This window comes from Cellulomonas sp. Leaf395 (assembly GCF_001424125.1).
GTDB lineage: Bacteria > Actinomycetota > Actinomycetes > Actinomycetales > Cellulomonadaceae > Cellulomonas.
The window spans coordinates 319,840-339,678 of the sequence record NZ_LMQI01000005.1; the positions used below are offsets into that span (position 1 = coordinate 319,840).

Genomic DNA, 19,839 nt, shown 5'->3' on the forward strand with positions numbered 1-19,839 from the left:
ATCACGCCAGCACGCGGTATCCGGCGCCGCGGAGCGTCTCGACGAGCGGAGGGTCGCCGAGCTTGCGGCGCAGCCCGACCATCGTGACCCGGACAGCGTTGGTAAACGGGTCGGCGTTCTCGTCCCACACGCGCGCCAGCAGGTCCTCGGCGGACACCACGGCGCCGGCGGCCCGCACCAGCTCGACGAGGACGCCGTACTCCTTGAGCGTGAGGTCGAGCGGTCGACGGTCGCGCGTCACGGCGCGTCGGGCGACGTCCACCCGGAGGCCGGCTGCCTCGAGGACGGGCGGTTGCGCCGGCGCGGTGCGGCGGGCCAGGGCCTGCACGCGGGCGAGCAGCTCCGCGAACGCGAACGGCTTGGCCAGGTAGTCGTCCGCGCCGAGACCGAACCCGTCGACCTTCTCCTGCAGCCCGCCCGCCGCGGTGAGCATGAGGATCCTGGCCGGCGACCCGGACGCGAGGAGCGCACGGCACACGTCGTCCCCGTGCACCACCGGCAGGTCGCGGTCGAGCAGGATCACGTCGTAGGGGTTGAGCGTCGCGAGCTCGAGGGCCGTGCCGCCGTCCATGGCCACGTCGGCGGCGTATCCCGCCCGGCGCAGGCCACGGGCCAGCGCGTCGGCCATCACCTCTTCGTCCTCGGCCACGAGCACACGCACCGCGCACCTCCGTCCCGGCCCCCACGTGGGCCGTCCGCGCAGCATCGGCTCCGTCGTGTTCAGCCAGCGTAAGGGCGTGGCCCCGCCGGACGTCGAGGCCCAACGCTCGCCGAACGGGCGACGCGGTGGGCTGGCCCCATCAGCCGACCATGACGAGGAGAACGACCATGAGCCCTCTGGCCGCCACCCCACCGCGCGCCGGCCGACGTCGCCGCGTCGCTCAGGCCCTCGCGGCTGTGTGCCTGCTCGGCGCGGTCGCCGCGTGCACCCCGGCGAAGGGCCCCCTGCTTCCCGGAGCCGGGGGAGCGACGTCCGGGGCCCCGTCGGCGTCCTCCTCCGCCCTCGCCCCCGAGGACGCGATGCTCGCATGGGCGCAGTGCATGCGCGACCACGGCGTGGACGTGCCCGACCCGACCGACGGGCAGTACCGGCTCGGCGACGGTGGCAGCCTCACGCCCGGGCAGGGCGAGGCCGCGGACGACGCGTGCGAGCCCTGGCAACGGATGGCCGAGTCGGGTGCGGGCGCGGAGCCCCTGACCGCGGAGCAGAAGCAGTCGTTCCTGGACCACGCCCAGTGCATGCGCGACCGCGGCTGGGACATGCCCGACCCGACGTTCGACGGCGGACAGGTGAAGTCCGAGTTCCGGCGTGGCGCCGAGAGCGGCACCGGCGACCCCGCACCGGGCGACCCGCAGTTCGAGCAGGACATGCAGGAGTGCACCGTCGAGGCGGGCGTGGAGCTGCCGGACGGCTCGACCGAGGGACAGGAGAAGTGACGAAGCCGCGGCACGCCGCCGGACTGGCCCTCGCAGTCGTCGTCCCGCTGGCCGCGTGCGGTGCGCCACCGGGCGGCGCCGATCCGACGGCGTCGCCACCCGCATGGACCACCCGGACGGTCGCCCGCACCGACCTTGTCTCGACCGCGACCGCGAGCGGCGAGGTCGGCCACGGGGCGACGACCTCGGTCGCGGCGCGTACGCCCGGCACGGTGACGTGGCTCGCCGCCGTCGGATCGACGGTGGCGGCCGGTCAACCCGTCTACGCCATCGACACCCGGCCCGTCGTTCGTCTTGCGGGGGCCGCCCCGGCGTGGCGTGACCTCGGTCCCTCCTCCGCCGCCGGCGCCGACGTCCGCCAGCTCGAGCAGGCGATCACGGACCTCGGGTACGCCGCCGGCCTGGACCTGACCGTCGACGAGGACTGGACGTCGGTCACGACCGCGGCCGTCAAGCGGTGGCAGAAGTCCCTGGGCGTGACGCAGACCGGCACGGTCCGGCTCGGCGACGTGCTGTTCACGCCGCGGGACGTCCGCGTCGTCGAGCAGCTGGCCGAGCTCGGCGCGCCCGTCGACCCGGGGATGCCGGTGCTCGCTCTGGGCGCGACGCACCGGGTCGTCACGGTCCCCCTGCGGTCCAGTCAGGCCGCGCTCGCGCCGGTCGGCGGGACCGCGTCCCTCACGCTGCCCGACGGCACGACGGCGGAGGGCACGATCACGGCGGCGGAGATCGTGACCGTCGACGAGCAGCAACAGCTCTCGGTCACGATCACGCCCGCCGAGCAGCACCTCGACGGGCTGGCGGAGGGCACGCCCGTCGAGGTCGGCCTCGACCAGACCGTCGCGACCGACGTGCTCGTCGTGCCGGTGACCGCGCTGGTCGCGCTCGCCGACGGCGGGTACGGCGTGCAGAAGGTGCTCGCAGACGGCACGTCGAGCTATGTCACGGCGAGCACCGGAGCGTTCGCCGGGACGTCCGTCGAGATCTCCGGCGACGAGGTCGCCGAGGGTGACGAGGTCGTGGTGACCCCGTGAGCGTCCTCGACCTCGTCGGTGTCACGAAGACGTACGGCAGCGGCCCGGCGGCTCTCACGGTGCTGCACGGCGTCGACCTCGCCGTGGAGGCGGGGGACTACATGGCGGTCGTCGGGCCGTCGGGATCGGGCAAGTCGACGCTGCTGCACGTCATGGGCGCGCTCGACCGACCGACGACGGGCCGCGTGCGGCTGGTCGGCGACGACGTGACGACGCTGTCCGACGCCGCGCTGTCCCGGGTCCGCGCCGTGCGTCTCGGCTTCGTGTTCCAGCAGTTCTTCCTGCTGGACGGCCGGTCGGCGCTCGAGAACGTGGCCGACGGGCTGCTCTACCAGGGTGTCCGGCGGCCCGAGCGGCTGCGCCAGGCGCGGGCGGCGCTGGACCGGGTGGGGCTCTCCGACCGCGTGCGGCACACCCCGACGGAGCTGTCGGGCGGGGAGTGCCAGCGCGTCGCCGTGGCACGGGCGCTCGTGCACGCGCCGCAGATCCTCCTGGCGGACGAGCCGACGGGCAACCTCGACCAGGCGTCCGGCGCCGCCGTGCTCGAGCTGCTCGACTCGTTGCACGCGGACGGCGCGACGATCGTCGTCGTCACGCACGACGAACGGATCGCGGGACGGCTCCCGCGGGTGGTCTCCATGCGCGACGGCCGCGTCGAGCACGAGACCTGCCCGGGGGTGGCGGCATGACGCGGACGGAGGTCCGCCGCATGTCCGTTGCCGACCTGCTCCGGGTGAGCGCCCGAGGACTCACGGTGCGCCCGGGCCGCACCGCCCTGTCCGCCCTGGGCATCGCGATCGGGATCACGGCGCTCGTCGGGGTGCTCGGGCTGTCGGAGTCGTCGCGTGCCGACCTGCGCGCCCAGCTGGACGCGCTCGGCACCAACCTCCTCACGGTCGCCCCGGGGCAGGGGCTCCTGGGAGACGAGGGCACGCTGCCCGACGAGTCGGTCGCGATGGTCGCCCGGATCCCCACCGTCTTGGCGGCCTCGGCGGTCCGTGCCGTCGACGCCACCGTGCGCCGGTCCGACAAGGTCCCCGAGAGCCGGACCAGCGGAATCTCCGTGCTCGCGGCCGACCTCGACCTGCTCGACGCGGTGGCCGCGTCCGTGCAGGAGGGGCGGTGGCTCGACGCGGCGACGGAGCGCTACCCCGCGGTCGTGCTCGGGGCGACGACCGCCCGACGGCTCGGCATCGGCCCGCTCGCCGGCGGGGTCGACGTGTCGCTCGCGGGCCGTCCGTTCACGGTCGTCGGGATCCTCGACCCCGTGGTGCTCGCCCCCGAGCTGGACGAGGCGGCGCTGGTCGGGACGACGGTCGCGTCCACGTTCGTCGACGACGACCTCCACCCGTCCGCCGTCTACGTGCGCGTCGACCCGGAGCAGGTGGTGGCCACCCGCGCGGTCCTCGGTCGGACGGCGGACCCCGCCGCCCCCGACGAGGTCCGCGTGTCCCGTCCGTCCGACGCCCTTGCGGCTGGAGCGGCGGCCGACCGGTCGTTCACGCTCCTCGCGGTCGGGCTCGGCGCGGTCGCGCTGCTCGTCGGCGGTGTGGGCATCGCCAACGTCATGGTCGTGTCGGTGCTCGAGCGGCGCCGCGAGATCGGGGTGCGACGGGCGCTCGGCGCCCCGCGGAGCTCGATCGGCGGCCAGTTCCTCATCGAGTCGGTGCTGCTGTCCCTGCTCGGCGGGATCGCCGGTGTCGTGCTCGGCGTCGCGGTGACCTGGGTGTTTGCCTCTCACCAAGGGCGGGCCGTGATGGTGCCGTGGCTGCCCGTGATCGCCGGCCTCGCCTGCTCGCTCGCCGTGGGGTCGATCGTCGGTCTCTACCCGGCGCTGCGGGCGGCCCGGGTGCCTCCGACCGAGGCACTGCGCTCGGTCTGACGGGCGGACATGACGACGGGCGGGACGTCCCGAGTGGGGTGTCCCGCCCGTCGGCTGACGTCAGCCGAGCTCGCTGGTGCCCGAGTACAGGTGCAGCACGGGGACCTGGAGCTCCTCGCGGGCCCGGGAGGCCCAGTCGCGGTGGAACGTGTCCTCGATCGCGTGCGGGTAGGTCACGACGGCGACCTCGACCACGTCGCCGTCGGCGACCGCGGCCTTCAGCGCGGGCAGCGGGTCGTCGTCGACCACGGAGCCCGTGGCGGGACGGCCGGCCGTGATGAAGGCGGCGATGCTGCCGGCCAGCCGCTCGTCCGCCGTGGCCTTCGCCTCGTGGGAGGAGGGCTCCTTGCCGAGGGCGCGGTGCCACGCCTCCTTGAGCTCCCCGAGGCTGAGGTTGTCGATGATCGTGGAGATGAGGGGCCGGTCCGTGTCCGCCGGGACGAGGACGCGGTACGCGTACGTATCGCCCTCGTGCAGGGCGAGCAGCTTCTCGACGTCGGCGCTGGCGAGGGTGTCCTCCGTGAGGACGATGATCGTGTCGGTCACGCGCCGAGCCTAACCACCTGCCAGCGACCCAGCAGCACGCCGTCCGCGTGGAGCAGGTGCGACAGGGTCAGGGCGCGGGCCGGTGCGAACCAGGTCGGCAGGTGGGTGACGCGACCGGCGGGTCCGCCGACCAGCTGCGGGCTCCACGTCAGGCACAGCTCGTCGACCAGGTCGGCGTCCACCAGCTGGGCCAGCAGGGTCGGTCCACCTTCGGCGAGGACGTGCACCAGCCCGCGGTCGGCGAGGGCCGCGATGACGGCACGGGGGTCGACCGCCCCGGGCACCCCGGCGTCCGCGACGATCACCCGGTCGGCGCCGACGCGCGCACGCAGCGTGTCCAGTGACGGGGCCGAGCCGGTGGTGAGCACGAGCGGGGGGCGGTCGGTGTCGAGCAGGGAGTCGGGGAGGTCCCCGCTCGCCGTGACGACCGCGAGCTCGAGAGCGTCGGCGCGCCCGAGCGCTGCGCGTGCCGCCCGGAGCTCCGCCGGGACGTCCAGAGGCGTGTAGCGCTCCGCGCGGACCGTGCCGGCGCCGACCAGGACCACGTCCGCCAGCGCGCGCAGCACGCGGAACACGCGGAAGTCCGCGGGCCCGTTGATGGACCCGCTCACCCGGTTGGCGCCCGTCGCCGCGCCGTCGACGGTACCGACCATGTTGGCGCGCACATGCGGTCCTCCCGTCGACCCGGACGCGAACAGCGCGACCAGCTCTGCCTCGTCGGACCGCGGCGCGAGCAGGCGGACCGGTGCGTCCACCGGGACCAGGAGGTCGAGTGCAGGCAGGTCGGGCACGTCGCCAACCTAGGCCAGGACGTCCGCCAGGGCAGCGACGTCGCCGATCACCACGACCGCCGGGTTGCCGACACCGCGCTCCCGGGCAAGGTCCGCGATGTCGGCGAGGGTGCCGACGGTGGTGCGCTGTCCGGGCAGCGTGCCCTTCTCCACGATGGCGACGGGCGTGCCGGGGTCCTTGCCGTGCGTCAGGAGCGCCCGAGTGTGCGACGACAGCTGCGCGACGCCCATCAGCAGCACGAGCGTGCCCTCGAGGCGCGCGAGCACCTCCCAGTCGGGGGCCGCGTCGTGCGCCGACAGGATGGTGAGCTGGCGGGCGAGCCCACGGTGCGTGACGGGGATGCCGGCGGCCGCGGGGACGGCGAGCGCGCTCGTCACCCCGGGGACGACCTCGACCGGGACGCCCGCGGACACGCACGCGAGCACCTCCTCGCCGCCGCGGCCTAGCACGAACGGGTCGCCGCCCTTGAGCCGCACCACCCGGTTGCCGGCCTGGGCGCGCTCGACGAGCACGGCGTTGATCTCGGTCTGGGTGAGGGTGTGCGCGTGCGGGGACTTGCCCGCTTCGATGATCTCGACCGCAGGGTCGAGCTCGGCCAGCAGGGCGCGGGGTGCCAGGCGGTCGACGACGACCACGTCGGCCTCGGCCAGCGCCCGGCGACCGCGGGTGGTGATGAGCCCGGGATCACCCGGGCCGCCGCCGACGAGCGTGACGCTGCCCGTCGTGGGGCGGTGATGCCGCAGAGGCAGCCCTCCGGTGTCGAGCAGGAGCGCGACGGCGTCGCGCAGGGCGACGGCCCGGCGGGGGTCACCGCCGGCGCCGACGGCGACGGTGACGCTGCCGGACCGGGCGACGGCGGGCGTCCAGGCGCTCGACGCGCTCGCGGCGTCCGCCCGTACGCACCAGAGGCGCGAGGCCTCGGCGTCGGCCGCGACGGCGTCGTCCACCGCGCGGTCGCCCGTGGCCGTGTGGACCAGCCAGGCGCCGTCGAGGTCGGTGGTCAGGTACTCCCGTGCCCGCCAGGTCACGCGGCCCGCGGCGACGTGCTCCGTGAGGTCCTCGCAGAGCGCCGGCGCGACGACGAGGACGTCGCCGCCGTCCTCGATCAGCCGAGCCGCGCGTCGAGCGGCGACCGGACCGCCGCCGACGACGACGACGCGTCGGCCGGTGACGTCGAGGAAGAGCGGGTGCGCAGGCACCGTCAGATCCCTGATCCGGCGAACCAGTCGTCGTCGTCCTGGGCGGTCGACGTGGGCGTGAGCCGGTCGAGCAGCGTGGCGCCGATCATCCCGGCGGCCAGCGTGGTGCCGTCCGCGGGGTCGACCAGCAGGAACCCACCGGTCCGACGGTGCGTGGCGTACTCGTCGAGCACGACCGGCTCGGCCAGCCGGATCTTGACCCGCCCGATCGCGTTGAGCGTCAGCGCGCGCGGCGGGATGTCCGAGGACGTGTCCGTGGCGTCCACCGCGTGCAGGGTGTCCACACCGTCCCAGGCCTCGACCGTGAGGGTGTCGACATCGAGCCGGGCGTTGACCTCGCGCAGCAGCGCACGAACGGTGCGGGTGCCGACCCGGACCAGGAGGCGGGCGCCCAGCACGCTGCGCTTCTCGGCCAGCCAGCAGACGGTGCCGACGAGGTCCGTGCCGACCTCGATCGCGGCGGCGCTCGGGACGAGCACGTCGCCCCGGGCCACGTCGACGTCGTCGGCGAGCCGGAGCGTCACGGACTGCGGCGCGTGCGCCTCCGTGAGCGGCCCGTCGAACGTGTCGATGCCGACGACCGTGCTGCGCTTGCCCGACGGCAGCACCGTGACCTCGTCACCGACCGACACCACGCCGGACGCGACCCGACCGGCGTAGCCGCGGTAGTCGGGGTGCTCGGCGGTGCGCGGGCGGATGACCACCTGCACGGGGAACCGGAAGGGCTCGGACAGGGCGTCGCGACCCACCGGCACCGACTCGAGGTGCTCCAGCAGCGTCGGGCCGTCGTACCAGGGCGTCCGCGTGGAGCGGTCCACCACGTTGTCGCCCGTGAGCGCCGAGAGCGGGACGGCCGTGACGTCGGGGATGCCGAGGCTGAGCGCGTAGGCGGTGAACTCATCCGCGATCGCGCGGAACGTGGCCTCGTCGAAGCCGACCAGGTCCATCTTGTTCACGGCGAGCACGACGTGCGGGACGCGCAGCAGCGCGGTGATCGTGGCGTGCCGACGGGTCTGCTCCAGCACACCCTTGCGGGCGTCGACGAGCACGATCGCCAGCTCGGCCGTGGACGCGCCGGTCACCATGTTGCGCGTGTACTGCACGTGCCCCGGGGTGTCGGCCAGCACGAACGCGCGGGTGGCGGTCGAGAAATAGCGGTACGCGACGTCGATCGTGATGCCCTGCTCGCGCTCGGCCCGCAGCCCGTCGGTGAGCAGCGCCAGGTCCACCTCGCCACCGCCACGGGCCAGCGTCGCCGCCTCGACCGCGCTCAGCTGGTCCGCCAGCACCGACTTCGTGTCGTACAGCAGCCGGCCGATCAGGGTGCTCTTGCCGTCGTCGACGGATCCGGCGGTGGCCAGGCGCAGGAGGTCCCGCGTCGCGTGCTCGGTCACCGTGTGGATCTCCTCTGTCGTGGTCGGCTGCGTCGTGAGAGCGGGGCCCATCAGAAGTAGCCCTCGCGCTTGCGGTCTTCCATCGCCGCCTCCGACGCGCGGTCGTCGGCGCGCGTGGCGCCCCGCTCGGTGAGCCGGCTGGCACCCACCTCGGCGATGACCTCGGGGATCGTGGCCGCCGTGGACTCGACGGCGCCCGTGCAGCTCATGTCGCCGACGGTGCGGTACCGGACGGTGCGGACCTCGAGCGTCTCGCCGGTGCGCGGACCGCCCCAGCCGCCCGGCGCCAGCCACATGCCGTCGCGCAGGAAGACCTCGCGCTGGTGGGAGTAGTAGATCGCGGGGAGCTCGATCTGCTCGCGCTCGATGTAGCGCCACACGTCCAGCTCGGTCCAGTTGGACAGCGGGAAGACGCGCACGTGCTCGCCGGGCTTGTGGCGACCGTTGTAGAGGTCCCACAGCTCGGGTCGCTGCCGGCGCGGGTCCCACTGGCCGAACTCGTCGCGCAGCGAGAACACTCGCTCCTTGGCTCTCGCCTTCTCCTCGTCGCGACGACCGCCGCCGAACACCGCGTCGAACCTGTTCGCCGTGATGCCGTCGAGCAGCGGGACCGTCTGCAGCGGGTTGCGGGAGCCGTCCGCCCGCTCGGCGACGCGGCCGTCGTCGATGGCGTCCTGCACGCTGGCCACGACGAGCCGCAGCCCGTGCTCGGCCACCACGCGGTCGCGGTACTCGATGACCTCCGGGAAGTTGTGCCCGGTGTCGACGTGCATGAGCGTGAACGGCACGGGGGACGGCCAGAACGCCTTGCGGGCCAGGTGCAGCATGACGATCGAGTCCTTGCCGCCGCTGAACAGCAGCACCGGACGCTCGAACTCACCGGCCACCTCGCGCATGACGTGGATGCCCTCGGACTCCAGGGCGTCCAGCTGCGTGAGCGCGGTCCGCTCGGACAGAGTCGTCATGTGTGCAACCCGCATTCGATCTTGGAGGTTCCGGACCAGCGACCCGCGCGCGGGTCCTCACCAGGGGCGACGGCGCGCGTGCAGGGAGCGCAGCCGATGGACGCGTAGCCCGCCTGGCGCAGGGGGTTGAGCACCACGTGGTGCTCCTCGACGTAGGCGTCCACGTCGTCCTGCGTCCACGCGGCCAGGGGGTTGAGCTTGACCTTGCCGCGCTTGGCGTCCCAGCCGACGACCGTGATGTCGGTGCGCGTCGGGGCGTCCTCGCGGCGCATGCCGGTGACCCACGCGGTGTAGGGCGCGAGACCGCGCTCGAGCGGCTCGACCTTGCGCAGGGCGCAGCACAGGTTCGGGTCGCGGTCGTGGAGCTTCTCCCCGTGCTCCGCGTCCTGCTCGGCGACCGTGCGCAGCGGCAGGATGGTGCGCAGCGAGATGTTCGTGAAGTCGGCGTAGTAGTCGCGCGTCCCCAGCGTCTCGGCGAAGTGGTACCCGGTGTCGAGGAAGATCACGTCGATCCCCGGCACGGCCTCCGCCGCGATGTGCACCAGCACCTCGTCGCCCATCGAGGACGCGAGGACCAGGTCGGTGCCGAAGGTCTGCGCAGCCCACCGCAGGATCTCGGCGGGGTGGGCGCCCTCGAGGTCGCGGCCGGCCTGCTCAGCGAGCTCCATGAGGTCCGTGGTGATCATGACCGCGCCACCAGCCCGACGAACTTCAGGGCGAACGCCCGGGTGCACGAGCGGCACTCCCACTGGCCGTGGGTCTCACCGGCCGGCCACAGGTCCTCGCTCGCGCAGAACGGGCAGTAGTAGGGGACCGCTCGCTCGGAGCTGCTGGTGCTCATCGCAGGTCCTCCTCGTCCGCCCGCTGGGTCCACTGCGCGAACAGCTCGCCCTCGAGGCGCTGCTCGTCGAACTTGCGCGTGACGCGCTCGATGTAGTCGGGGAGCTCCTCGGCGGGAACGCGCAGGCCACGCAGCGTCTTCCCGAGCCCACTGGTCAGCCCGAGGCCGCCTCCGAGGTGCACCTGGTAGCCGTCCTCGCCGTTCGCCAGCGCACCCTTGAGGCCGATGTCGGCGGTCTGGATGCGGGCGCACGAGTTGGGGCAGCCGTTGAGGTTGATCGTGATCGGCTGGTCGAAGGTGGGCAGCCGGTCCTCCAGCTCACCGATCAGGTGCGTGGCACGGGCCTTGGTCTCGACGATCGCGAGCTTGCAGAACTCGATCCCGGTGCACGCCATGGTGCCGCGACGGAACGTCGACGCGGTCCGGACGTGCAGCCCGGCGGCCTCCAGGCCATCCACGAGCGCGTCGACCTTGTCGGGCGCGACGTCGAGGATGACGAGCTTCTGCTCGACGGTCAGCCGCACCCGGCCGGAACCGGCCGTCTCCACCAGGTCCGAGACCTGCCCGAGCAGCTCGCCGGAGATGCGGCCGACCGTGGGCGCGACCCCGACGTAGAAGTTGCCGTCCTTCTGGGGGTGCACGCCGACGTGATCGCGGCGACCCGACGGCGGCGGGGGCGGCGCGGGGCCGTCCTCCATGGTCCAGCCCAGGTACTCGCCCTCCAGCACCTGCCGGAACAGCTCGGCGCCCCAGTCGGCGACGAGGAACTTCAGGCGCGCTCGGGTGCGCAGCCGGCGGTAGCCGTAGTCGCGGAAGATGCCGACGACGCCGGTCCAGACCTCGGGGACCTGGTCGAGCGTGACGAACGCGCCGAGTCGAACCCCGAGCTTGGGGTTGGTGGACAGGGCGCCACCGACCCAGACGTCGAAGCCCGGTCCGAGCTCGGGGTGCACGACGCCGACGAACGCCACGTCGTTGATCTCGTGGGCGACGTCGTGGTGCGGGGAGCCGCTGATCGCCGTCTTGAACTTGCGCGGCAGGTTGGAGAACGCCGGGTCGCCGATGTAGCGCTCCGCGATCTCCCGGATGGCCGGGGTGCCGTCGATGATCTCGTCCGCGGCCACGCCGGCCACGGGGGAGCCGAGGATGACACGAGGTGTGTCTCCGCAGGCCTCCTGCGTGCTCAGGCCGGTGGCCTCGAGCCGGCGCCAGATCTCCGGGACGTCCTCGATGCGGATCCAGTGCAGCTGGATGTTCTGCCGGTCCGTGATGTCCGCGGTCCCGCGGCCGAACTCGACCGAGATCTGGGAGATCACGCGCAGCTGCTCGAGGCTCAGCGCACCGCCGTCGCAGCGGACGCGGAGCATGAAGTACTCGTCGTCCAGCTCGTGCGGCTCGAGGGTGGCCGTCTTGCCGCCGTCGATGCCGGGCTTGCGCTGCGTGTAGAGGCCCCACCAGCGCATCCGTCCGCGCAGGTCCTCGGGCGCGATCGACGCGAAGCCCTCACGGGAGTAGACCGTCTCGATCCGGTGCCGGACGTTGAGGCCGTCGTCGTCCTGCTTGAACTGCTCGTTCCCGTTGAGGGGTTCGCGCTGGTCGAAGGCCCACTGGCCCTCGGCACGAGCAGCGGGCGGGGCGATCCTGGTCTGCGCCATAGGGGCGATATCTCCGGGAGAACGTGGACGTGCGCCTGCACCCACCGCTGGGGAGCGGTTCTCTGGACGCAGACCGCGCGCCCGGGGGGACGAGGGGCGGGGTCAGTTGCTCCGCGGACAGCAGCACACGCACAGGTCCGCGGCGACGGTGCGCGTGCAGACGCACACACACAGCCACGAGAGGCGGAACCCGGGGGCGATCACCCGATGAGGTTGTCACGCGGGCGCCCCAGGCGGGAGGGGGCGTCCGGATCATGAGATGTTCGGGTCGACATGTGGGACGGGCGTCCATGACGCGGTAAGAAGACCGATCCAGTGGGGATTTATCGTCTCCGCGCTCGCGACGTAGGCTCCTCGATCGTGACATCTCCGGACGCCCCGGGCGGCGCGCCCAGCCTGGCCCAGCGTCGACCGGTCGTACCGCCGGACCGCCTGCTGGCCGAGCTCGTCCCGCCCCGGCACTTCGCGGACGAGTCGTTCGCCACCTACCGACCGGACCCGGCGCACCCGTCGCAGGCCGCCGCGGTGACCCGGCTTTCGGCGGCCGCCGAGCAGATCCTCCGCGGCGGGCAGAAGTCCTTCTGGAAGCGCGGAAAGGCCACCCCGGTCGCCGTGTACCTCGACGGCGGGTTCGGCGTCGGCAAGACCCACCTGCTCACGTCCCTGGCCCACGCGGTCGGCGTCGAGAACGCCGCCTACGGCACGTTCGTGGAGTACACCAACCTGGTCGGCGCCCTCGGCTTCCTGCCGACCGTCGAGGCCCTCGCCACCCGCCGCCTCGTCTGCATCGACGAGTTCGAGCTGGACGACCCGGGCGACACGGTCCTCATGTCGCGACTGCTGCGCGAGCTCGCCGACCGCGGGGTCGCGCTCGCCGCCACGTCGAACACCCTGCCCGGGTCGCTGGGCGAGGGCCGGTTCGCCGCCGAGGACTTCCTGCGCGAGATCCAGGCGCTCGCCGCCCGGTTCGAGGTCCTGCGCGTCGACGGCGACGACTACCGCCACCGGTCGGTCGTCACCGACGCCGACGGGCTCGACGACGACGAGGTCCGGGTGGCGGCAGGCCGGCGACCGGACGCGACCCTGGACGACTTCGGGGACCTGCTGGCGCACCTCGCGACCGTCCACCCGAGCCGCTATGGCGCCCTCCTCGACGGCGTCCGGCTCGTGGCCCTGACCGGCGTGCACGCCGTCCCCACGCAGGACGTGGCGCTGCGGCTCGTCGTGCTCGTCGACCGGCTCTACGACCGCGACGTGCCCGTCCTGCTGGGCGGCGCAGGGGAGCGGGACCTGTTCTCGGCCGAGATGCTGGCCGGCGGGTACCGCAAGAAGTACTACCGCGCGCTCTCCCGACTGGGCTCGCTGGCGGCTGACGGCGCTGCGCTGGTCGGCTGACCGCGCGAGCTCCGGACCGGAGTCAGGCGAGGACGACCACCGAGCGCGGGGGCGTCGTGACGAGGGCGCCGTCGGGGGTCGCCTCGATCGAGGCGGGATCCCACGCCGCCACCACGTCGAGCGATCCGTCGGTGTGCACCGGCACCGCGACCTCTTCGCCCGACAGGTTGACGACCACCCGAGCCGAGCCACGGTGGAGCACCATCCAGCCGTCCCACGGGACGTCCGACTGGTCGCGCTCGGACGCACCGCCCCACACCAGGTCGGTGGCGGACAGGTCACCCGACGTGAGGTCCGGCACGGTGCGGCGGACGGCGATGAGCGACCGGTACCAGTCGCGCAGGCGGGCGTGCTCGGGGTGCGCGGGGTCGTCGAGCTCGGTGCGGTCGAGGACGCTGGCGCGGAACGTCGCGGGGTCCTGCGGGTCGGGCAGCTCGATGTCGCCGCCGTACAGGACGTCCCACCCGTGGCCGCCGAACTCGCGGCGGCGGCCTACACGGACGGCGGCGGCCAGGTCGGGCTCGGGGTGGTCGGTGAAGAACTGCCACGGCGTGCGAGCGCCCCACTCCTCGCCCATGAAGAGCATCGGGCTGAACGGGGCGAGCAGGACGAGCGCGGCCTCCGCGGCGAGCCGGCCGGGGTCCAGACGGGCCGACGGGCGATCGCCGAGCGCGCGGTTGCCCACCTGGTCGTGCGTGGACGTGGCGACGACGAACCGGTGGCCGTCCGTCCCGGGCGGCACGGGTCGGCCCCAGTGGCGTCCGCGGAACGTCGACATCCCGCCGTCGTGGACGAACACCCTGGTCAGCGCCTTGTGCAGCACCTCGGGGGAGCCGAAGTCGCCGTAGTAGCCGTGCCGTTCTCCGGTGACCAGCGTGTGGATGGCGTGGTGCACGTCGTCGTCCCACTGCGCGGTCATGCCCCAGCCGCCGTCGGCGGTCGGGGTCACCGTGATCGGGTCGTTGAGGTCCGACTCGGCGACCAACGAGAGCGGCCGGCCCAGCTCCTCGGCCAGCGCGGCGACCTCGTCGGACAGCTGGGACAGGACGTGCCTCTCGGACAGGTCGATGAGCGCGTGCACGGCGTCGAGGCGCAGCGCGTCCACGTGGAAGTCGCGGAACCAGCGCAGCGCGCTGTCGCACACCCAGCGGCGAACCTCGTCGGACCCCGGCCCGTCCAGGTTGATCGCCGCGCCCCACGGCGTCTGGTGCGCGTCGGTGAAGTACGGGCCGAACACGCCGAGGTAGTTGCCCGACGGGCCCAGGTGGTTGTGCACGACGTCCAGGCAGACGCCCAGACCGCGAGCGTGGGCAGCGTCGACGAACGACTGCAGGCCGGCAGGCCCGCCGTAGGGCTCGTGCACGGCGAACGTCGCGACGCCGTCGTACCCCCAGCCCCGCACGCCGCTGAACGGCGCCACCGGCATGAGCTCCACCAGGTCGACGCCGAGCGAGACCAGCTCGTCGAGGTGCTCGATCGCGGAGGCGAGCGTGCCCTCGTCGCTGAACGTGCCGACGTGCAGCTCATATGTCACGTGCCCGCTGACGTCGACCCCGGACCACCCGTCGTCCGACCACGCGAAGGTCGTGGGGTCGTAGACGCGGCTGGCGCCGTGGACGCCGTGCGGCTGCCACGCGCTGCGGGGGTCCGGCCGCGGCGGGCCGTCGTCGACCGAGAAGGCGTAGTCGGTGCCGTGCGGGAGGTCGATCTCGCCGACCCACCACTCGCCGTCTGCGGTCAGCGGTCGGTGCTCGTCGCCGACGACCACGTCGACGCGTGCGGCAGTCGGTGCCCAGACCCGGGGGAGCACCTCAGCCCTCCGCGCGCACGAGCAGAGCGACAGGCAGCCGGTCCAGCAGCGGTCCGACGTCGATGACGCCCCCGACCACGGCCCGGTCCGTGAGCACGTCGTGCCAGTCGCCCTCGGGGAGCGCGACCGAGTGGTCGGCCCACCCGCCGAGCCGGTCCACAGCCGCAGCCAGCCGGGTGGCGACGACGGCGACCCGCGGGTCGCCGGCCACCGTGCGGGCGTAGGTGAGCGAGTGCCCGGAGGAGTGCGCGAGCGGAAGGAACCCGCTGGCCGGGCCGACGAACGCCTCCGGCAGCGCACGGCGCAGGCGCAGCGCTCGCGAGGTGACCAGCAGCTTCTCGTCGGCGAGGTCGCGCGGGCCGGCGCCGTCGTCGAGCCGGGCCAGGCGGGCGACCAGAGGCTCCAGCGGGACCGGTCGCCGGTTGTCCGGGTCGACGAGGACCGGTCTCGGCACCTCCGTGCCCTGGTAGACGTCCGGGACGCCGGGCAGCGTCAGCTGGACCAGCTTCGTGCCGAGTGTCGCTGCGCGCACGGCGGCGCGGGTGCGCAGCTCCCAGCCGGAGAACAGCTCGGCGACCGTCGGGTCGACCAGCGCCTGCCGCGCGGCATCGAGCACCGCGGCCTCGTACGGCTCGTCGGGCGCCGTCCACGTGGTCCGGCTCTTCGCCTCCCGGATCGCCTTGGTCAGGTACTCGACGAGCCGGTCCTCGCTGATCGGGCCGTCGTCCGTCCAGGTGCCGGCCAGCGTCTGCCAGAGCAGGTACTCGGTGCGCCCGTCGAGCAGAGCGCTGCGGTACGGCGCGGAGGCGGCCCGCAGGGAGTCGACGAGCACGGACCACTCGCGGGGGAGCTCGCTGAGCACCCCGAGCCGGGCCCGGGTGTCCTCGCCGCGCTTGGTGTCGTGCGTCGACAAGGTCGTCATGCCCAGCGGCGCCGACACCTGCATCTCCGCCGCCCACGCCGACAGGTCGGTGGGCGTGAGCGCGAACTGCTCCGGGTCGCCGCCCACTTCGCACAGGCCGATGAGATGGGTCCAGCGGTAGAACGCGGTGTCCTCGACGCCCTTGGCCATCACGGCGCCGCAGGTCTGCTGGAACCGCACGACGAGCTCATCTCGGCGCGCCCCCCGCGTGCGCCCCGCGCTGCCGACCTCGCGACCGAGCAGGAGGTCGACGACGACGTCCATCGTCGCGCTGCGCTCCACGGAGAGCTGGGCGCGGGCGTGGGCGGCAGCGACCTGCATGACCTCGAGCGACTCGGGGTGCACGGGCTCGCCGGGCACGACGTACGCGCGGTACCGGTCGAACGCGACGAGCAGCTCGATCAGACAGTCCTCCAGAGCGCGCCAGGTGTGGTCGCGCAGGCGAAGGTCGTCGCGGCAGATGTCCGCCGCGAGCGAGGTCAGGCGGTGCACCTCGGCGTACAGCGGGCCGTCGACGATCTCTCGTTTGGCCGACTCGGCCATCGACGCGAACGCGTCCGAGGTGTCGCCGGTGAGCCGGTGCATCACGGCGCCGAGCACCGCTGCCCCGCCCGGGTCGACGAACGTCTGCTGGATCCGCCACAGCGCCTCGTACCCGGTGCTGCCGGCGGTCTCCCAGTCCGGCGGGAGCGTCTCGGGGCCCTCGAGGATCTTCTCGACGACCACCCAGGCGCCACCGCTCGCCTCACGCAGCCGCGCGAGGTACCCCGCCGGGTCCGCGAGGCCGTCCGGGTGGTCGATGCGCAGGCCGTCGATCGTGCCGTCCGCGAGGAGCGACAGGACGAGCGCATGCGTGGCGTCGAACACGGCCGGGTCCTCCACGCGGACCGCGAGCAGGGTGCCGACGTCGAAGAACCGCCGGTAGTTGAGCTCCTCGTCGGCGACCCGCCAGTACGCGAGCCGGTAGTGCTGGCGCTCCACCAGCTCCGCCAGGGAGAGCGACTCGGTGCCCGGTCGGACCGGGAACACGTGGTCGTGGTAGCGCAGGACGGTCCGCGTGCCCTCGCCCGGGATCTCGACCTCGTCCAGGGCCAGCTCGTCGCGACCCAGCACCGCGCCGATCCGGTCTCCGAGCACCGGCATGAGCACCGCGCCGTCGCCCGCCGTCCAGTCCACGTCGAACCAGTCCGCGTACGGGGAGTCCGGCCCCTCGGCCAGCACCGACCACAAGGCGTGGTTGTGCCAGACGGGCGTGGGGACGGCCATGTGGTTGGGCACGATGTCGAGCACCAGCCCGAGGCCCGCCTCGTGCGCCGCCGTCGCCAGACGCCGCAGCGCAGGCAGCCCGCCCAGCTCCGGAGCGATCTCGTCGTGGTCGACGACGTCGTACCCGTGGGTGGACCCCGGCGCGGCCCGCAGGATCGGCGACAGATACACGTGCGTCACGCCCAGCGACGCCAGGTACGGCACGCGCTGCACCGCGTCGTCGAGCGTCAGGTCCGTGCCCAGCTGCAACCGGTACGTCGAGCCCGGTACGGGCTTGCCCGCCGTCGGCAACCGGCGGGTGGGCGTCGGGCGCGGCTCGCTCATGCGGTCGGGCGCGGCCGGGTCGTGCGCCGCTTCGGTTTGTCCTCCGTCGCCGTCGCGGACACCCGTCGCTTCTTCGCCTGCTTCGCCGCCTCGCGCGAGGCCGTCGCGACCACACCGATGCCCGACGAGGTGGCCGACGACGTGATGGGCGGACGGGTGAACACGATGATCGACTTCTCGCGCAGCGTCAGCTCCGCCCCCGCGTTCACGGTGCTGCCGGTCTCGATCTGCGAGTCGGTGTCGATCACGGCGGTCCAGCCGGCACCGAAGTCGCCGTCCGGGAGCGTGAACGTCGCCGGGTCCGGCTGCCCGTTGAACAAGATGAGGAAGCTGTCGTCGACGATCTCCTCGCCGCGCCGGTCCGGCTCCGGGATGGCGTCGCCGTTGAGGAACACCGTGACGGCGCGCGCCTGGTCGGCGCCCCACGCCTCGTCCCGCATGTGCTCGCCGCTCGGCGAGAGCCATGCGATGTCGAGGAGGTCCGACTCGCCGCCGTGCTCGGGCGCGCCGGCGAAGAAGCGCCGACGCCGGAACACAGGGTGATCCTGGCGGAGCCGGACGATGCGCCGCGTGAACTCGAGGAGCGCGTTCTTGTCCTCGTCGAGGTCCCAGTCGACCCAGGAGATCGGGCCGTCCTGGCAGTAGACGTTGTTGTTGCCGTGCTGGGTCCGACCCAGCTCGTCGCCGTGCGCGAGCATCGGCACGCCCTGCGAGAGCAGGAGCGTCGTGAGGAAGTTCCGCCGTTGGCGTGCCCGCAGGGCGAGGATCCCCGGGTCGTCCGTGGGACCCTCCGCGCCGCAGTTCCAGGAGCGGTTGTGGTTCTCGCCGTCGTTGTTGCCCTCGCCGTTGGCGGCGTTGTGCTTGCCGTTGTACGAGACGAGGTCATTGAGCGTGAAGCCGTCGTGCGCGGTGACGAAGTTGACGCTCGCGATCGGCCGGCGTCCGGTGTGCGCGTACAGGTCCGACGAGCCGGACAGCCGGCTGGCGAACTCCCCGAGCGTCGACGGCTCGCCACGCCAGAAGTCGCGGACGGTGTCGCGGTACTTGCCGTTCCACTCCGACCACAGCGGCGGGAACCCGCCCACCTGGTAGCCGCCGTCGCCCACGTCCCACGGCTCGGCGATGAGCTTGACCTGCGAGACGACCGGGTCCTGGTGCACCAGGTCGAAGAACGCCGACAGGCGGTCGACCTCATGGAACTGCCGGGCGAGCGTGGCCGCCAGGTCGAACCGGAACCCGTCGACGTGCATCTCGGTCACCCAGTAGCGCAGCGAGTCCATGATCAGCTGCAGCACGTGCGGGGAGCGCATGAGCAGCGAGTTCCCCGTACCGGTGGTGTCGAAGTAGTGCGCCTGGTCGGTGTCGACGAGCCGGTAGTAGTTGGCGTTGTCGATCCCCCGGAAGCTCAGCGTCGGGCCCATGTGGTTGCCCTCGGCGGTGTGGTTGTAGACCACGTCGAGGATGACCTCGATGTCCGCCTCGTGGAGCGCGCGGACCATGGCCTTGAACTCCTGCACCTGCTGCCCCGACGAGGCGAACGCCGAGTAGCCGTTGTGCGGCGCGAAGAAGCCGATCGTGTTGTAGCCCCAGTAGTTGGACAGGCCCCGCTCGACCAGGGACGGGTCGTTGACGAACTGGTGGACGGGCATGAGCTCGACAGCGGTCACGCCCAGCGATGTCAGGTGCTCGATGACGGCGGGGTGCGCGAGCCCGAGGTACGTGCCCCGCAGCTCCTCGGGCACGGCCGGGTGCTGCATCGTCAGACCCCGCACGTGCGCCTCGTAGATGACCGACTCGTGGTACTCGTGCTGCGGCGGGCGGTCGTGGCCCCAGTCGAAGTAGGGGTTGATGACGACCGACTTCATGGTGTGCGGCGCGGAGTCGTCGTCGTTGCGCTCACCGGGGGCACCGAACTGGTACGAGTACAGAGACGCGTCGCCGTCGATCTGCCCGTCGATCGCCTTGGCGTACGGGTCGAGCAGCAGCTTGTTCGGGTTGCAGCGGTGACCCTGCGCCGGGTTGTCGGGCCCGTGCACGCGGTAGCCGTAACGCTGGCCGGGGGAGATCACCGGCAGGTAGCCGTGCCAGACGAACGCGTCCACCTCGGGCAGGTCGATCCGGGTCTCCGTCCCGTCCTCGGCGAACAGGCACAGCTCGACTCGTTCAGCCACCTCGGAGAACAGGGTGAAGTTCGTCCCGGTCCCGTCGTAGGTGGCGCCCAGGGGGTAGGGGCGGCCCGGCCACATCAGCATGGCCCCAGGGTGCCAGTCGACCGCCCATCCGGCGCGTGGTGGGGGGCAGTCGGGACGTGGACTTCGCCACACTCTGCCCACCGGACCACCATTGCGCGCACGCCCGCGACCTGGTGCGCTTACCC

Annotated in this window: 17 protein-coding genes; 5 read left to right on the forward strand and 12 right to left on the reverse strand. The window is 73.0% G+C overall.

Features of this window, described 5'->3' with window-relative positions; genetic code table 11:
• Position 1 precedes the first annotated feature (1 nt).
• Positions 2 to 661, reverse strand: coding sequence for a response regulator transcription factor (locus tag ASG23_RS16115; protein ID WP_056027137.1), 660 nt, complete (start codon positions 659 to 661; stop codon positions 2 to 4).
• 167 nt (positions 662 to 828) lie between these two features.
• On the opposite strand from ASG23_RS16115, the gene ASG23_RS20160 reads away from it, so the two are divergent.
• From ASG23_RS20160 to ASG23_RS16135, 4 genes are read left to right on the forward strand one after another with little or no spacing between them, the layout of a single operon-like run.
• A complete protein-coding gene (locus ASG23_RS20160; RefSeq protein ID WP_162242702.1) occupies positions 829 to 1,437 on the forward strand; it encodes a hypothetical protein in 609 nt (202 codons plus the stop codon).
• Positions 1,434 to 2,471, forward strand: coding sequence for an efflux RND transporter periplasmic adaptor subunit (locus ASG23_RS16125; RefSeq protein WP_056027145.1), 1,038 nt, complete (start codon positions 1,434 to 1,436; stop codon positions 2,469 to 2,471). Before ASG23_RS20160 ends, ASG23_RS16125 begins: the two co-directional genes overlap by 4 nt.
• Positions 2,468 to 3,160, forward strand: a complete 693-nt coding sequence (locus ASG23_RS16130) for an ABC transporter ATP-binding protein (protein WP_056027150.1) — start codon at positions 2,468 to 2,470, stop codon at positions 3,158 to 3,160. Before ASG23_RS16125 ends, ASG23_RS16130 begins: the two co-directional genes overlap by 4 nt.
• Positions 3,157 to 4,353, forward strand: coding sequence for an ABC transporter permease (locus ASG23_RS16135; protein WP_056027153.1), 1,197 nt, complete (start codon positions 3,157 to 3,159; stop codon positions 4,351 to 4,353). Before ASG23_RS16130 ends, ASG23_RS16135 begins: the two co-directional genes overlap by 4 nt.
• 60 nt (positions 4,354 to 4,413) lie before the next feature.
• Here the strand turns inward: ASG23_RS16135 and ASG23_RS16140 are convergent, their stop codons facing one another.
• From ASG23_RS16140 to ASG23_RS16170, 8 genes are read right to left on the reverse strand one after another with little or no spacing between them, the layout of a single operon-like run.
• Positions 4,414 to 4,899, reverse strand: coding sequence for a hypothetical protein (locus ASG23_RS16140; protein WP_056027156.1), 486 nt, complete (start codon positions 4,897 to 4,899; stop codon positions 4,414 to 4,416).
• The gene (locus tag ASG23_RS16145) at positions 4,896 to 5,690 is read right to left on the reverse strand and encodes a dihydrofolate reductase family protein (RefSeq protein ID WP_056027159.1); all 795 of its coding nucleotides are present in this window, start codon (positions 5,688 to 5,690) and stop codon (positions 4,896 to 4,898) included. Before ASG23_RS16145 ends, ASG23_RS16140 begins: the two co-directional genes overlap by 4 nt.
• Before the next feature lie 9 nt (positions 5,691 to 5,699).
• Complete coding sequence (gene cobA, locus ASG23_RS16150; RefSeq protein WP_056027162.1) at positions 5,700 to 6,896, reverse strand: uroporphyrinogen-III C-methyltransferase; 1,197 nt, start codon at positions 6,894 to 6,896, stop codon at positions 5,700 to 5,702.
• Positions 6,893 to 8,335: a GTP-binding protein gene (locus ASG23_RS16155; RefSeq protein ID WP_082516283.1), complete on the reverse strand. Its 1,443-nt coding sequence runs from the start codon at positions 8,333 to 8,335 to the stop codon at positions 6,893 to 6,895. Before ASG23_RS16155 ends, cobA begins: the two co-directional genes overlap by 4 nt.
• Entirely contained in the window at positions 8,335 to 9,249 is a 915-nt protein-coding gene (gene cysD, locus ASG23_RS16160) for a sulfate adenylyltransferase subunit CysD (RefSeq protein WP_056027165.1), read from the reverse strand. Before cysD ends, ASG23_RS16155 begins: the two co-directional genes overlap by 1 nt.
• Positions 9,246 to 9,935 carry a phosphoadenylyl-sulfate reductase gene (locus tag ASG23_RS16165; RefSeq protein WP_056027168.1) on the reverse strand — a complete coding sequence of 230 codons (690 nt, stop codon included), beginning with the start codon at positions 9,933 to 9,935 and terminating at the stop codon, positions 9,246 to 9,248. Before ASG23_RS16165 ends, cysD begins: the two co-directional genes overlap by 4 nt.
• Complete coding sequence (locus ASG23_RS20330; RefSeq protein ID WP_200941627.1) at positions 9,932 to 10,090, reverse strand: hypothetical protein; 159 nt, start codon at positions 10,088 to 10,090, stop codon at positions 9,932 to 9,934. The genes ASG23_RS16165 and ASG23_RS20330 overlap by 4 nt, the downstream gene beginning before the upstream one ends.
• Positions 10,087 to 11,745, reverse strand: coding sequence for a nitrite/sulfite reductase (locus tag ASG23_RS16170; protein WP_056027171.1), 1,659 nt, complete (start codon positions 11,743 to 11,745; stop codon positions 10,087 to 10,089). Before ASG23_RS16170 ends, ASG23_RS20330 begins: the two co-directional genes overlap by 4 nt.
• 360 nt (positions 11,746 to 12,105) lie before the next feature.
• On the opposite strand from ASG23_RS16170, the gene zapE reads away from it, so the two are divergent.
• Positions 12,106 to 13,140, forward strand: a complete 1,035-nt coding sequence (gene zapE, locus ASG23_RS16175) for a cell division protein ZapE (RefSeq protein ID WP_056027174.1) — start codon at positions 12,106 to 12,108, stop codon at positions 13,138 to 13,140.
• 22 nt (positions 13,141 to 13,162) lie between these two features.
• Here the strand turns inward: zapE and treZ are convergent, their stop codons facing one another.
• The 3 genes from treZ to glgX are packed head-to-tail and all read right to left on the reverse strand — an operon-like array spanning position 13,163 to position 19,714.
• Positions 13,163 to 14,950, reverse strand: a complete 1,788-nt coding sequence (treZ, locus tag ASG23_RS16180) for a malto-oligosyltrehalose trehalohydrolase (protein ID WP_056027177.1) — start codon at positions 14,948 to 14,950, stop codon at positions 13,163 to 13,165.
• A gap of 1 nt (position 14,951) precedes the next feature.
• The gene (gene treY / locus ASG23_RS16185; RefSeq protein ID WP_056027180.1) at positions 14,952 to 17,462 is read right to left on the reverse strand and encodes a malto-oligosyltrehalose synthase; all 2,511 of its coding nucleotides are present in this window, start codon (positions 17,460 to 17,462) and stop codon (positions 14,952 to 14,954) included.
• The gene (glgX, locus tag ASG23_RS16190) at positions 17,459 to 19,714 is read right to left on the reverse strand and encodes a glycogen debranching protein GlgX (RefSeq protein ID WP_056027183.1); all 2,256 of its coding nucleotides are present in this window, start codon (positions 19,712 to 19,714) and stop codon (positions 17,459 to 17,461) included. Before glgX ends, treY begins: the two co-directional genes overlap by 4 nt.
• Positions 19,715 to 19,839 lie beyond the last annotated feature (125 nt).